Source organism: Streptomyces himastatinicus ATCC 53653 (assembly GCF_000158915.1).
Classification (GTDB): domain Bacteria; phylum Actinomycetota; class Actinomycetes; order Streptomycetales; family Streptomycetaceae; genus Streptomyces; species Streptomyces himastatinicus.
Map to the genome: position 1 here is coordinate 3471192 of NZ_GG657754.1, position 14284 is coordinate 3485475.

10 protein-coding genes and 1 pseudogene are annotated in these 14284 nt (G+C 71.0%); 5 read left to right on the plus strand and 6 right to left on the minus strand.

Annotated elements, in window-relative coordinates; translation table 11 throughout:
- The 3 genes from SSOG_RS14105 to SSOG_RS14115 all read right to left on the minus strand — a co-directional run.
- The coding region (locus SSOG_RS14105) for an AroM family protein (protein WP_245606292.1) at nt 1–709 on the minus strand (709 nt) is incomplete at its 3' end.
- Between the two features lie 8 nt (nt 710–717).
- Nucleotides 718–2373 carry an OPT/YSL family transporter gene (locus tag SSOG_RS14110; protein ID WP_009714898.1) on the minus strand — a complete coding sequence of 552 codons (1656 nt, stop codon included), beginning with the start codon at nt 2371–2373 and terminating at the stop codon, nt 718–720.
- A 43-nt stretch (nt 2374–2416) separates the two neighbouring features.
- Nucleotides 2417–3379: a DUF1177 domain-containing protein gene (locus SSOG_RS14115; protein ID WP_009714899.1), complete on the minus strand. Its 963-nt coding sequence runs from the start codon at nt 3377–3379 to the stop codon at nt 2417–2419.
- A gap of 100 nt (nt 3380–3479) precedes the next feature.
- Between SSOG_RS14115 and SSOG_RS14120 the strand changes: the two genes are divergently transcribed.
- Both SSOG_RS14120 and pepE read left to right on the plus strand, forming a co-directional pair.
- Complete coding sequence (locus tag SSOG_RS14120) at nt 3480–4292, plus strand: IclR family transcriptional regulator (RefSeq protein WP_009714900.1); 813 nt, start codon at nt 3480–3482, stop codon at nt 4290–4292.
- Between the two features lie 34 nt (nt 4293–4326).
- The gene (pepE, locus tag SSOG_RS14125) at nt 4327–5058 is read left to right on the plus strand and encodes a dipeptidase PepE (RefSeq protein WP_009714901.1); all 732 of its coding nucleotides are present in this window, start codon (nt 4327–4329) and stop codon (nt 5056–5058) included.
- A gap of 40 nt (nt 5059–5098) precedes the next feature.
- On the opposite strand, the pseudogene SSOG_RS48390 reads toward pepE, so the two are convergent.
- A pseudogene (locus SSOG_RS48390) lies at nt 5099–5329 on the minus strand (mycothiol transferase); the annotation flags it as partial.
- 450 nt (nt 5330–5779) lie between these two features.
- Between SSOG_RS48390 and SSOG_RS14130 the strand changes: the two are divergent.
- From SSOG_RS14130 to SSOG_RS14140, 3 genes are all read left to right on the plus strand, one after another.
- Nucleotides 5780–8005, plus strand: a complete 2226-nt coding sequence (locus SSOG_RS14130) for a M4 family metallopeptidase (protein WP_009714902.1) — start codon at nt 5780–5782, stop codon at nt 8003–8005.
- A gap of 290 nt (nt 8006–8295) precedes the next feature.
- On the plus strand, nt 8296–9936 hold the full coding sequence (locus SSOG_RS14135) for a M4 family metallopeptidase (RefSeq protein ID WP_039941065.1): 1641 nt from the start codon (nt 8296–8298) through the stop codon (nt 9934–9936).
- Nucleotides 9937–10088: 152 nt separating this feature from the next.
- A complete protein-coding gene (locus SSOG_RS14140) occupies nt 10089–11756 on the plus strand; it encodes a M4 family metallopeptidase (protein WP_009714904.1) in 1668 nt (555 codons plus the stop codon).
- 70 nt (nt 11757–11826) lie between these two features.
- On the opposite strand, the gene SSOG_RS14145 is transcribed toward SSOG_RS14140, so the two are convergent.
- Nucleotides 11827–12363: a suppressor of fused domain protein gene (locus SSOG_RS14145; protein WP_039937543.1), complete on the minus strand. Its 537-nt coding sequence runs from the start codon at nt 12361–12363 to the stop codon at nt 11827–11829.
- 95 nt (nt 12364–12458) lie between these two features.
- Nucleotides 12459–14012 carry a substrate-binding domain-containing protein gene (locus SSOG_RS14150; protein WP_009714906.1) on the minus strand — a complete coding sequence of 518 codons (1554 nt, stop codon included), beginning with the start codon at nt 14010–14012 and terminating at the stop codon, nt 12459–12461.
- Nucleotides 14013–14284: the final 272 nt, after the last annotated feature.

Below are 14284 nucleotides of genomic sequence, written 5' to 3' on the forward strand. Positions count from 1 at the left end.
CAGGGCGGCGGCGCGCATCCGCTCGGTGGTAGCCGATGCAGTCCAGGACGATCCAGGTACTGCCGCGCGCCGCGAGGGTGCGCGCGGCCGCGGCGACGGCTTCCGGGGCGCTCCCGTCGGACGCGTACGGGTCGGCGGCCTCGGCCCGGGCGCCGCCGGGCAGCAGCCGCGACCAGCGCGCGGCCACGTCCTCGGCCTGGTCCGGGTGCGGGCAGACGATGCCCACCGGGTCGTCGCCGGCGGCGGCCGCGACGGCGCGCTGCACCAGCGGTTCGGCGAACAGCAGCGGCCGGGTGGCCCGCACGGCGGGGAAGCGTCCGGTGCACAGCAGCAGGGTCGCGGCGGCGCCGTCGCGCTCCGCGCGGGCGACCGCGCTCTCGATGCGCGGGACGAGCGCGCCATGGCCGAGCAGCACCGAACGGCCGTCGCGCAGCCGGGAGATCAGCGGTGGTTCGCCGTCCTCGGGGGCCAGCAGCCGACGGGTGGCGGCCTCGGCGTCGCCGTCGAAGCGGTCGGCGTCGAGCGCGCCGTGCTCGACCATGCGGACGCCGGGCAGCAGGGGTTCGGCGTCGGGGCGCAGATCGGCGCGCGGGGCCTGGCCGATGGTGACCAGGCCGAGGGCGGGGGTGTTCACGGCTGAGGTGTTCACGGCTGAGGTGTTCACGGCTGAGGTGTTCACGGCTGAGGTGTTCACGGCTGAGGTGTTCACGGCGCTCCTCACAGGGCCTTGGTGAGCTGGCCCACGTCGTTGAGCGAGCTGCCCGCGACCAGTCCGGCGCCGACGAGGGACAGGTCGTTCTCGGCCTGTTCGTCGGACTCCTCGCGCGCCGCGCGGTCGGTGATCCCGCGCCGCCGCCACATCGTGTAGAGCTGCCGTACGGCCAGGGCGCCGAGCACCATCCAGCCCGCCTGGGGGGTGGCGACCATCAGTCCGGTGGCCAGCAGGACGCCCATCTGCCGGGAGGGCCCGCCGAGGAACTGGACGAGCGCGCCGGGAACGGCCCACAGCAGCATGGTGGTCAGGGTGCCCGGCTCCAGGCCGGACTTGATCGTGGTGACGTAGACCTCGGCGACCGGCGGCACCTTGCCGTCGGAGAAGAACGTCTTCCATGCGACGGCGACCACGACCAGCGCGACCCCGAAGCCGACGAGCTGGGCGAGGTACTGCTGACGGCGGCCGTCCATCTCGAACGGGTGCCAGGGCGTCGCGTCGCGGCGCAGCAGCCAGCCCGCCTTGAAGTCGTAGCCGAGGTCGGCGAAGGCGGGGCCGGTGGACGCCGTGTAGCCGACGAGCAGGGCGAGCGGCACGGTCGGGATGTGCGCCACCAGCCCGATGATCAGGAAGATCAGGGTGACGGCGAAGGCCGGGAACCAGCCGGAGTGCATGGCCGCCAGGCCCACGATGAGCTGGTGGACGATGGCGGCGACCCCGGCGAGCGCGATCCACCCGATCAGCGCGGGGACGGAGAGGTCACCGGCCACCCCGCCCGCGAACGCGACTACGACCGCCCCGCAGACGAACAGCCCCATGCCCTCCAGGAGTCCGCGGCGCAGCCGGGGCGCCTCGACCGTGCGCTCCTCCCCCGGTGCGTGAACAGGCGCCTGACCCCCGCGCGTCCGCATCAGCAGCAGCGCCTGCACCAGGGCCACCAGCCCGGCGCCGATCATCATCCCGTGGGGTACGTGCTCGGCCAGCAGGTCGGTGTGCAGCACGTCGGGCGCGTACTGGGCGGCGGTCAGCCCGATGCCGAACATCAGCAGCGCCCAGATGTTGCCGAGGAAGCCGACACCCGCGGCGCTGGTGGGGAGCTTGAACAGCGCCCCGACCAGGCCCACGAGCGCGCCCGCGCCGAGGATCGCGGCCTTGCGGCCGCCGGTGTCCCCCGCCTTGATGGTCTCGGCCGCGGCGATGCCCGCGGGCCAGGAGCCGGTGGCGGGCAGCAGCGTGGAGTCGAACACCCGGAACAGGACCCAGCTGTCGACCGCCAGCCCGATCACGGCGCCGCCCAGCATGGGCCACACCAGATCGGTGCGGCCGAGCGCGAAGGGCACCGCGATCGGGGTGAGCAGGGAGTTGGCCGCGGCGAAGGTGGAGCCGGAGATGGCCGACTGCACCAGGTTCTGCCGGTGCTGGGACCGCATCCGCCGCAGCATGCCCACCGGCACGCGGCCGATGAGCATCGCCACCAGGGCCCCGATCACCGCCGTGTTGGGGGACACGCCGAGCGAGGTGATCAGCACGATGCCGATCAGGGCGCCCAGCACCGACAGCACGATGGTGAGGACGAGGGTGACCGGCTCGAAGGCACTGGGGTGCCGCTCCGGCGGGGCGGCCGTGGCCGCTGGGGCGGCGGCCGGGGACTTCGGGTTCACGTGGGGCTCCTGCGGGGACGGGGAGGGCAGGCCCCAGGCGGGCTCACCCCGTGGGGGTGAGGGCCTGGAGGTGGGTCATGGGTCCGTACATCCCGACCAGCCGCGCGAACTCCTCGGCGTCGTGGAAGCGGACGGCGCCGCGGCCGAACTCCTTGGCGGTCTCGACCGCGAACCGCGCGGCGGCCGCGATGTCGGCCTCGTGGCTGGCGCCGGTCGCGCATCCGGCGACGGCGGTCGCGGCGGTGACGGCGAGGCCGACGACGGGCGCGGAGGTGGCGACGGCGGGCTGGAGGATGGAGTTGATGTGGTGCACCCCGTTGCCGTACGGGGTGATGTCCTGGGTGGTGATCGGCAGGATGCGCGCGGGCTCGCCCGTGACGGTCTCCAGGAGGCCCACCAGATCCTCGCTGACGCGCAGGATCCAGCCCTCGCGGACCGTCGGGGACAGGGCGACGCCCCGGTGGTTGAGCAGCCGGTTGCCCTTGGTGGTGTCGATGGAGACGACCGCGTCCATCGCGGCCGAGATCTCCTCGCGGTTGCACGTCAGCGTGTCGACCGGGGAGTCCATGAACGGCACCGGGTCGTGCGGACGGGTGGGGGCCCAGCCGCACACATGGGTGGAGACCATGACGTCGCCGTCGAGGACGTCGCCCCGGGCGCGCATGTCCAGCAGCTTGGCCGCGGCGGACAGCGCGGCCACCGCGCCGTCCGCGTCGGAGACCAGCCCGACGCGCTCGGGGCGGGCGCCCACCCCGCCGAGCCGGCCGAGTACGCCCAGGGTGGGGGCGTCGCCGCCGGCGGTCTTGCCGCGGCGGCCGGGGACGGTCACGGAGACGAAGTCGGTGCTGCCCTGCTCGCCCTCGACGGTGCGTACCTCGATCGCCGGCGCCGTCCGCGCGTCGGCACCGGCCGCGGCCTGGACCGCGCGCAGATGCTCGGCGAGCAGTGCGCCGCTGGTCTGCGGGCGGTCGAGGAGTTCGATGATCTCAAGGACGTGTTTGAGCACGGGGGCCTCTCGGGGGGAGCGGTGGGGGCCGCCAGCGTCCGCCCGGTGTGACCTGGGGCGCAATGTTTTCTCTCTATCCGGGAATGTTTACGCTTTCGTCATGTCCGACGAGACACCGGTAACCGGCGCACCGCCGCTCCAGACGGCGGACCGCGTGCTGAACGTGCTGCTCGCCTTCGACCGGGAGCGCCCGGAGTGGGGCGTGATGGAGGTCGCCGCCGAGTTCGGCCTCGACAAGTCGGTGGCGCAGCGACTGCTGGCCGCGCTCGCCCACCGGGGCTTCCTGGTCTCCGACCGGCGCACCCGCCGCTACCGGCTGGGCCCGGCCGTCTGGCATCTGTCCCGGGTGTGGGAGCGCGGCGGCGGCATGGCCAGCCTGGTCCGGCCCGCGCTGGCGGTCCTCGCCCGGGAGGCGGGGGTGAACGCGCTGTTCGCGGTCCCGGACGGGGTGCACATGCGCTGCGTGGCCGCGGTGGACGGGGCGACCGGGCCGCTGCGCTACTACGTGCTGGCGGGCGAGCTGTACCCGGCGCACGCGGGCGCCACCTCCCGCGCGTACTTCGGCATGCTCAACGCCGACGACCGGGCCGCGCTGATCTACGGGCGCCCGATGGCCCGGTTCAGCGAGCACACCCTCACCGACCCGGCGGCGCTGGAGGAGCGCTTCGCCCAGGTGCGGCGCGAGGGTTTCACGTACTCCGAGGGCGAGTACGATCCGGAGACCGCGGCGCTGGCCGCGCCGGTCCTGGTGGGCAGACGCCCGGTCGGCACCCTGACCCTGGCCGCCACCCAGGAGGTGCTGCGGCCGCGCCGGGACGACCTGGTGGCCCCGCTCCTCCAGGGCGCGGCGGACCTGGGCAGACTGCTGACCCCGGCCCGGCCGCGGCAGGTCCCGCGCCGCGACCGGCGCTGACACGCCCCTACGTACGTACCGGAAAGGCCCCCACATGCAGTTGCTGCTGCTCTCGAACTCCACCGCACCCGGCCGCGGTTACCTGGAACACGCCCTGGAGGAGATCGCCTCCGCGCTGGGCGACGCCCGCGAACTGGTCTTCGTGCCGTACGCGCTGGCCGACCACGACGGCTACACCGCCCAGGTGGCCCGCGCCCTGGAACCGCTGGGCGTGAGGGTGACCGGCGCGCACACCTCCGCCGACCCCACCGCGGCGATACGGGACGCGGAGGCGGTGTTCGTCGGGGGCGGCAACAGCTTCCGGCTGCTGAAGGCGCTGCACGGGCACGGTCTGGTACGGGCGATCCGGGAGCGGGTCGAACGGGGCGCGCTCTACATGGGGTCGAGCGCGGGCACCAACATGGCCTGCCCGACCCTGCGCACCACCAACGACATGCCCATCGTCCAGCCGCCGAGCTTCGAAGCGCTCGGCCTGCTGCCGTTCCAGATCAACCCGCACTTCCTGGACGCCGGCCCGGACAGCGCGCACATGGGCGAGACGCGCGCCCAGCGCCTGGAACAGTTCCTGGAGGAGAACGACGTGCCGGTGCTCGGCCTGCGCGAGGGCACCTGGCTGCGCCGCGACGGCGACCGGCTCACCCTGGGCGGCATCGAGGCCGGAGCCGTGCTCTTCCGCCGCGGCGAGGCGGTGTCCGAACTGCGGCCGGGCCACGACCTGAGCGCGCTGCTCGACGGGACGCCGCGGTTCGACACGGCGGAGCGCTGAGCGCCCCGCGACGGCTCACTCGCCGACCGCGCCGTCCGCCAACTCCCGTACGACGTCGGCTCCCCGAGGACCCCCAGCGCAGCCAGCGCCGTTCGACGAAGGTCAGGTGGCGGAGCAGCTCCAGCGGGGTCCAGCCGGAGGGCAGCCGACTGGTACGCAGCTCGGCCTCGGAGAGCCCGTCGAGCTTCCGCAGCACCACGGCCCGGTAGTAGTCGAGGTAGGCGTCGAGCATGTCGCGGGTGTCGGTGAGGGAATGGGGCGGCTCATCCATGGGATGAGGGGTAGGAGGCGACACCGCACCGGGCGTGGCTCGGACTGAACTTTCCTATCCGGTATGCGGATACAGCACACGTGTCAACGGACGCTTTCCGGTCAAGTTGTTGTCGCGCTCCTGACAGGTCGAGTCCAATGATGGCACTCTTCCCTCGACCGAGGTGCAGCAACTCCACAGCTCATCAGCAACCTCGGGCCACCCCCCACCCCCACACCCCCGGTCGCACCGCGGCCTCGCCTCGTCGTTCATCTGCGGCGCGGGCGAACCCGGTGACGTCGGGTGCACGCAGCACCACGTGCTCCGCCATGCCCTGCCCGGACGGCCGTGCCGAATCGCGCGGCCAGCGCAGAAGGAGTCAGCGTGAGACCCTTCCCCCAACGGCATCTCAGACCCCACAGACCCCACCGGCGTGCCACCGCGACCGGTGCCCTGGTGGCCGCCGCCGCGATGATCGTCGTCGGTGTGCAGACCGGCCCCGCCACCGCACGCGCGGGTGACGCGGCCGCGGGCGGCACGATGGCCGCCAAGGCCCGGCCCGGGGCGCTGCCCGCGCAGTTGTCGCCCGCGGCCCGTACCGCGCTGATCCGCGCCGCCGACACCGCCTCCGCGAAGGCCGCCACCGCGAAGAAGCTCGGCCTCGGCGCGAAGGAGAAGCTGGTCGTCAGGGACGTCCTCAAGGACGCCGACGGCACCACCCACACCCGCTACGAGCGCACCTACGACGGACTCCCCGTCCTCGGCGGCGATCTGGTCGTGGAGCGCGCCAAGGGCGGTGCGGTGGAGACGGTCGCGAAGTCGACCAAGGCGCGGCTGGCGGTCGCGACGACCGACGCCGCCGTAAAGCCCGCCACCGCCGAGAAGGCCGCCGTGAAGGCGGCGAACGCGCAAGGGTCGCGGAAGACCGAGGCGGAGCGGGCGCCGCGCAAGGTGGTCTGGGCTGCGGCCGGTACGCCGACGCTCGCGTACGAGACCGTGGTCGGCGGCCTCCAGGAGGACGGCACGCCCAATGAGCTGCACGTCATCAGCGACGCGGCCACCGGCAAGAAGCTGTTCCAGTACCAAGGCGTCAAGAACGGTACGGGCAACAGCCAGTACAGCGGGCAGGTCGCCCTCGGCACCTCGGGCAGCGCGGGCTCGTACAGCCTGACCGACACCGACCGCGGCAGCCACAAGACGTACAACCTGAACCGCGGCACCTCGGGCACCGGCACCCTGTTCACCGACGCCGACGACGTCTGGGGCAGCGGCACCACCGCCGACGCCGCCACCGCCGGGGTCGACGCCCACTACGGCGCCGCCGAGACATGGGACTACTACAAGTACGTGCACGGCCGCAGCGGCATCCGGGGCGACGGCGTGGGCGCGTACTCCCGGGTCCACTACAGCAGCGGTTACGTCAACGCGTTCTGGCAGGACTCCTGCTTCTGCATGACGTACGGCGACGGCTCGGGCAACGCCAAGCCGCTGACCTCGATCGACGTGGCGGCGCACGAGATGAGCCACGGCGTCACCGCGGCGACCGCCAAGCTGGTGTACAGCGGTGAGTCCGGCGGTCTCAACGAGGCCACCTCCGACATCTTCGCCGCGGCGGTCGAGTTCTACGCGGACAACGCGTCCGACGTCGGCGACTACCTCGTCGGCGAGAAGATCGACATCAACGGCAACGGCACCCCGCTGCGCTACATGGACAAGCCGAGCAAGGACGGCGCGTCCAAGGACAGCTGGTACTCGGGCGTCGGCAACGTGGACGTGCACTACTCGTCCGGTGTCGCCAACCACTTCTTCTACCTGCTCTCCGAGGGCAGCGGCGCCAAGGTCATCAACGGCGTGAGCTACAACAGCCCGACCTCCGACGGGCTGCCGGTCACCGGCATCGGCCGGGAGGCCGCCGAGAAGGTGTGGTTCAAGGCGCTCAGCCAGCGCATGACGTCCAACACCAACTACGCCGCCGCGCGCGAGGCGACGCTGTGGGCGGCGGGCGAGCTGTACGGCCAGGGCAGCGCCCAGTACAACGCGGTGGCGAACGCCTGGGCCGGGGTCAACGTCGGCGCCCGCATCGTCGACGGCGTCAGCGTCACCCCGCCCGGCGACCAGACCAGCATCGTCGGCCAGGCCACCAGCGTGCAGATCAAGGCCACCAGCTCCAACGCGGGCGCGCTGAGCTACACGGCCACCGGGCTGCCGGCGGGCCTGTCGATCGACTCCGCCACCGGCGTGATCTCCGGTACCCCGACCACCGAGGGGTCCAGCGCGGTGACCGTGACGGTGACCGACTCGGCGGGCAGGACCGGCACCGTGTCGTTCACCTGGACCGTCAACACCACCGGCGGCAACGTCTTCGAGAACACCACGGACGTCGACATTCCGGACGGGGGGAACGCCGTCACCTCACCGATCACCGTGAGCCGGGCCGGGAACGCCCCGTCCGCCCTCCAGGTGACCGTGGACATCACCCACAGCTACCGCGGTGACCTGGTGATCGACCTGGTCGCCCCGGACGGTACGGCCTACCGGCTGAAGAGCTCCAGCATCTTCGACTCGGCGGACGACGTGAAGGCCACGTTCACCGTGGACGCCTCGTCGGAGACGGCCGTCGGAACCTGGAACCTGAAGGTCCAGGACATCTACTCGCAGGACTCCGGCACCCTCAACGGCTGGAAGCTGACCTTCTGATGTAACGCCGGACGCACCAACGCACCGAGAACCAGACGCCGCCAGGAGTGACCCGACTCCTCCTGGCGGCGTCTCCATGTCTCCATGTCTCCATGAACGCTGTCTCCAGGTCTCCATGAACATTTTCTGCCAGACCCGCCTGGAAACCCGTGACATGTCCGCGGCTTGTGTGACAGTCTGCCCACGCATTACGCACCAGTACCTCTTGTTCAGTGCCGCGCCGCGCTTCCCGCTGCCCGGCACTGACCCCCCACAGCAACGAGGGAGTAAGCGTGAGCAAGACCTTCAGCATGCCCATATCCGGGGGCGGCAGGCGCCGTTCGGCGATCGCCGCCGGTGCCGCGGTCGCCACCGCGGCGCTGCTGGCCACCGGACTCACCACCGGATCAGCCGGTGCCGCACCGGCCGACGCGGACGCCAGGGCGGGCGCCCAGCCCGCCAAGCTCACCGCGTCCGCCCGCGCGGAACTGCTGCGCGACGCGAACGCCACCAAGGCCGACACGGCGAAGACCCTCGGCCTCGGCGCGAAGGAAAAGCTGGTCGTCAAGGACGTCATCAAGGACGCCGACGGCACCACCCACACCCGCTACGACCGCACCTACGACGGACTCCCCGTCCTCGGCGGCGACCTGGTGGTCCACCAGACCGCGGGCGGCACGATGCAGGGCGTGGACAAGGCCACGAAGGCCACCGTCAAGGTCGCCACCACCAAGGCCGAGTCCGCCCCCGGCAGCGCCGCGCAGACCGCGGTGAAGGCCGCTCAGGCGGACGACAGCAAGGGCGCCAAGGCGCAGACCCCGCACAAGGTGATCTGGGCCGCCACCGGCAAGCCGGTCCTGGCGTACGAGACCGTCGTGGGCGGCGTCCAGAAGGACGGCACCCCGAACGAGCTGCACGTCATCACCGACGCGGCCACCGGCAAGAAGCTCTACGAGCGCCAGGGCGTCGAAACCGGCAGCGGCCAGAGCGAGTACAGCGGCAAGGTGGAGCTGGGCACCAGCAAGAAGGGCAACGGCTTCACCCTGACCGACGCCGACCGCGGCGGCCACAAGACCCTCAACCTGGAGAACAAGGAGGACGGCGAGGGCAAGGAGTTCACGGACGAGGACGACGCCTGGGGCAACGGCAAGGGCGACGACCCGCAGACCGCCGCCGTGGACGCCCACTACGGCGCCGCCACGACCTGGGACTACTACAGCAAGGTGCACGGCCGCGACGGCATCGGCGGCGACGGCAAGGCCGCCACGTCCCGCGTCCACTACGGCGACAGCTACGTCAACGCCTTCTGGGAAGACTCCTGCTTCTGCATGACGTACGGCGACGGCGAGGGCAACAAGGCCCCGCTGACCGCCCTCGACGTCGCGGCGCACGAGATGACCCACGGCGTCACCTCCAAGACCGCGGGCCTGGAGTACACCGGCGAGTCCGGCGGCCTCAACGAGGCCACCTCCGACATCTTCGGCACCTCCGTCGAGTTCAACGCCAAGAACTCCACCGACGCCGGTGACTACCTCATCGGCGAGAAGATCGACATCAACGGCGACGGCACCCCGCTGCGCTACATGGACAAGCCCAGCAAGGACGGCCAGTCCGCCGACGAGTGGTCCGAGAAGGTCGGCGACCTCGACGTCCACTACTCCTCCGGTGTCGCCAACCACTTCTTCTACCTGTTGTCGGAGGGCAGCGGCGCCAAGGAGATCGGCGGCGTCAAGTACGACAGCCCGACCTCGGACGGCAAGAAGGTCGAGGGCATCGGGCGGGACAAGGCCGAGAAGATCTGGTTCAAGGCCCTCACCACGTACATGACCTCCACCACGGACTACAAGGCGGCGCGTGAGGCAACCCTGAAGGCCGCGAACGACATCTATGGGAAGGACAGCGCCGAGTCCAAGGGCGTGGAAGCCGCCTGGGCCGGGGTCAACGTCAAGTAGGACCAAGGGCGTTACCGATGCGTAACGCACGACATGCGGCCGGTGCCCGGGGATTGTCCCCGGGCACCGGTATGTTTTCTTCACAGCAAAGACACATCTTTGCCGGGTTGACCGACACGTCGGCCAACTTCCCATGACAACAGGAGATACGCGTGGATTCACGCTCGACGTCTGCCATATCTGGCATATCCCGTCACAGACGCTCGCGTACCGCCCTCGCCGCCGGAGCGGCCACCCTGGCCGCCTCCCTGCTCGCCGCCGGTGCCACCGCCGGCCCCGCGGGCGCGGCGACTCCCAAGTCCGGCTCCGCCGGCGCCCAGACCGTCAGCCTCTCCCCCTCGGCCCGTGCCGAGCTGCTGCGCGAGGCCGGGACGACCACCGTCTCCGCCGCCAAGTCCCTCGGGCTCGGCGGCAAGGAGAAGCTGATCGTCCGTGATGTCGTCAAGGACGCCGACGGCTCCACCCACATCCGCTACGAGCGCACCTACGACGGACTGCCGGTCCTCGGCGGCGACCTGGTCGTCCACGAGACGCCGAGCGGCGCCAAGGAGGGCGTCACCAAGGCGACCGACGCGGACATCAAGGTCGCCGACACCCGCGCCGCCCTCGCCGCCACCGGTGCCCAGCGGACCGCCCTGGCCGCCGCGAAGGCCGCCGACGTCTCCGGCGCCGCCACCGAGCGCGCCCCGCGCAAGGTGATCTGGGCCGCCACCGGCAAGCCCGTCCTCGCGTACGAGACCGTCATCGGCGGCGTCCAGAAGGACGGCACGCCGAACCGGCTGCACGTCATCACGGACGCCGACACCGGTAAGAAGCTGTACGAGTACCAGGCCATCGAGAACGGCACCGGCACCGGCCAGCACAACGGCAAGGTCACCGTCGGGTCGGTCAAGAGCGGCAGCCAGTGGCTGCTGAAGGACACCGCGCGCGGTGGCCACCAGACGTACAACCTCAAGCACAAGGAGAGCGGCAAGGGGTCGGCGTTCTACGACGCCGACAACGTGTGGGGCAACGGCAAGCCCACCATCGCCCAGACCGCCGCCGTCGACGCCCACTACGGCGCCGCCATGACCTGGGACTACTACAAGAAGGTCCTCGGCCGTAACGGCATCAAGAACAACGGCAAGGCGGCCTACTCCCGCGTCCACTACGGCAAGGCGTACGTCAACGCCTTCTGGGACGACGACTGCTTCTGCATGACGTACGGCGACGGCGAGGGCGACAAGAAGCCGCTCACCTCGCTCGACGTCGCGGGCCACGAGATGAGCCACGGCCTCACCTCGGCCACCGCCAACCTCGAGTACAGCGGCGAGTCGGGCGGCCTCAACGAGGCCACCTCCGACATCTTCGGCACCGCCGTCGAGTTCTACGCCAAGAACGCCAAGGACCCGGGCGACTACCTCATCGGCGAGAAGATCGACATCAACGGCGACGGCACCCCGCTGCGCTACATGGACAAGCCCAGCAAGGACGGCCTGTCCTACGACTACTGGAAGAGCGGCGTCGGCGAGGACGACCCGCACTTCACCTCGGGCATCGCCAACCACTTCTTCTACCTGCTGGCCGAGGGCAGTGGCCGCAAGGTGATCGGTGGCGTCACGTACAACAGCCCGACCAAGGACGGCCGGGTCGTCAAGGGCATCGGCCGCGCCAAGGCCGAGAAGATCTGGTACAAGGCCCTGGCCACGTACATGACCTCGACCACCAACTACGCCAAGGCGCGCACCGCGACGCTCAACGCCGCGAAGAAGCTGTACGGCGCGAACAGCACCGAGTACAAGGCGGTCAACAACGCCTGGGGCGGCGTCAACGTGAAGTAACGCCCTGAGATGGCCTCCGGCCGGGCGGGCCCCGTGACCCGCCCGGCCGGAACCCGCCCGCCCCTCCCTTTCAGACGGCAGAGGGGCGGGTGACGTCCAGCAGATTGGGCCGCTTCGCCCAGAAGCGCTCGAACAGTTCGTCGGCGTCCTCCGCCTCGACCAGCGCGGCCTCGGGCGCCGTCACCGGCATCAGGGTGACGATCTGCACCGCGGGCTCCCCCGACGCGTCGAGGAACAGGTCGAAGTCGCTTCCGAAGTACGGGCTCGGATGCGCGAGCACGCCATGCATCTCCGTACCCTCCAGAACCGGCCGGTCGTTCACGACGACCGCCCCGTACTCCAGTCCGCGCCCCTGCTCCAGCAGCACACCGGCCATGCTGTCGACGAAGTAGCGGGCGATGTCCCGCTGTTCCTCCCCCAGACTGCACACCAGTTCCTGCGGGCGCGTCGCCGTGAGGGACTGGAAGCGCAGCCCATTGGTGATCACCGTGCTGATCCCGGGGTCCGGCAGGTAGAACTCGACCAGGTCGTAGTGGCCCGATGCGATGTGCCGGATCTCCCCGAGATGCTGTTCGAGGTGGCCCAGGAACCCGTCGTCCGCTGTCATCCCTCTTCGCTTTCGTCGCACGTGTCGCGTGTCGATGTGCACGACGATACGGCGCGACCGTGCGGTTGCACGACCTTTTGCACGTGCATTCGAGTTCAGCGGGGCCCGGCGGCCAGCTGGCAGGCCCCCTGGTTCTCCGGGACGGAGCACGGCAGATGGCCGTGTTTCTCGATGATGTTCCGCCCGGTGTCCCCCGCCAGATAGTCGAGGAACTTCGAGGTCAGGGAGTTCGCGGGCGGCCGTGTGTAGGTGTACGCGTACTCCGGCTCCCAGAAGGGGTACGTCCGCGTCCGCACCGCCTCGATGGAGGGCGCCCGCCCGTCCAGCCGCGGCAGCCGCACCTCGCCCCCGGTGGCGCTCCCCTCGGCGGAACGCAGTTCGGCGTAGCCGATCGCGCCCGGCGTCCGGGCCACCGTCTTCAACACCTCCTGGGTGCTGTCGAGTTCGCAGCGGACGACCGTGTCCTTGGCGAAGTTCGGGGTCCGGCAGTTGTCCGAGGTCCGCGAGATCTCGTTGGCGCCCAGCACCCGGCCCTCGAACACCCCGCGCGTCCCGGACTTGGCGTCCCGGCTCACCAGCCGCACCGGCAGATCGGGGCCGCCGGGCAGCTGCTTCCAGTTGGTGAACCGGCCCGCGTAGAGCCCGCGCAGATCGTCCAGCGACAGCTCCGGCAGCCGGACGTCCTTGTTCACCACCATGGTGAAGACGGACAGCGCCACCAGATGCTCCTTGAGCTTCGGGTCCCCCTCCCCGTCCGGGCCGTCGGAGAAGGCGACGTACGAGGGGAACGCGCCCTTCGCCGCCTCCCCCGCCCCGCGCAGCGTGCCGGTACCGCGCCCGCTGCCCTCGGCCCGCACCTCGATACGGGCGCCACGGCAGTCGCTCCCGTACGCCCCGCCCAGATCCCGCGCCACCGGGCTGAACGCGGTCGAGCCGACGACCGTCAGCGTCCCCTCGGCACAGCCGCGCGGCAGCGGATCGTCCTGCCACAGCTGCGTACCGAACGGCTGGAGGATCAGCAGGGCCAACAGGCTCCCGATGAGCCCCAGCACCCGGTTGCTGGGCCGCCGGAACTTCTCGTTGTTGCGGATCCGGCCTTCCTTGATGCGCCCGCCCACATGCGGCGGCTTGTCGGTCCCGGCGCCCGTCAGCAGCACCAGCAGCTTGAAGTGGTCCCCCTTGTTCAGCGGCACCCGCGGCAGGGAGATCTCATGGTTCTGGCAGATCAGCCCGGGTCTCTCCGCGGTGCCGTGCTGCGGCAGATGCCGCAGCAGATCCGGGTGGCTGGGCTCGGTCACCGCCACGTCCCGGACGATGCGGTTCGGGAACGTCGCGGTGAGCCCGCGGTGCTCGGTGGACGGCGCGGTGATGTAGTCGTCCGCGTCGATGCTGCGGAAGCCGTCGTTCTCGATGCGCAGCAGCACCAGGGAGGCCCCGGCCAGATCCGGGGTGTTCTCCAGCATCCGCAGCCGCTGGTGCATCTGCCCGTCCTCGGCGCTGTCGTCTATCAGCGTGTCCATCTGCACGCGGTACCCGATGCGCTTCCGCCCCGGGATCAGCCGCTCGTACGACAGTCCCCCGAGCGTGACGACGACGCCGAGGAGCGCCAGCAAGTTCTCCGGAGCCAGCAGTCGTTCCAGCCACCCCATGCCATTTCCCCCGTCGGACGCATGTGTTGGGGGGCGAATGTACGAGCCCACAACGCACATCGGGCGGCCATGGCCAAAACATCCCGCACTGTTCGTCGTCCGTTCAGCGAAGGAGATCAGCGCATCAGGACTCCCGCCGCCTCGGAGGTGGATTCCGACGGGAGGGCGGTGAGGCCGAGTTCGGCCGGGGAGGCCAGGAGGGGGTGGGTGGGGAGGATGCGGACGGTGTAGCCGAAGGGGCCCGTGCGGTCGAGGGCGAGGGGGCCTTCGTA

Excerpts from the sequence above, each read along its gene's own strand:
- SSOG_RS14135 (WP_039941065.1), top strand. The coding sequence starts at position 8,296 with ATGCCCATATCCGGGGGCGGCAGGCGCCGTTCGGCGATCGCCGCCGGT.
- SSOG_RS14120 (WP_009714900.1), top strand. The coding sequence starts at position 3,480 with ATGTCCGACGAGACACCGGTAACCGGCGCACCGCCGCTCCAGACGGCG.
- SSOG_RS14145 (WP_039937543.1), bottom strand. The coding sequence starts at position 12,363 with ATGACAGCGGACGACGGGTTCCTGGGCCACCTCGAACAGCATCTCGGG.
- pepE (WP_009714901.1), top strand. The coding sequence starts at position 4,327 with ATGCAGTTGCTGCTGCTCTCGAACTCCACCGCACCCGGCCGCGGTTAC.
- SSOG_RS14130 (WP_009714902.1), top strand. The coding sequence starts at position 5,780 with ATGATCGTCGTCGGTGTGCAGACCGGCCCCGCCACCGCACGCGCGGGT.
- SSOG_RS14150 (WP_009714906.1), bottom strand. The coding sequence starts at position 14,012 with ATGGGGTGGCTGGAACGACTGCTGGCTCCGGAGAACTTGCTGGCGCTC.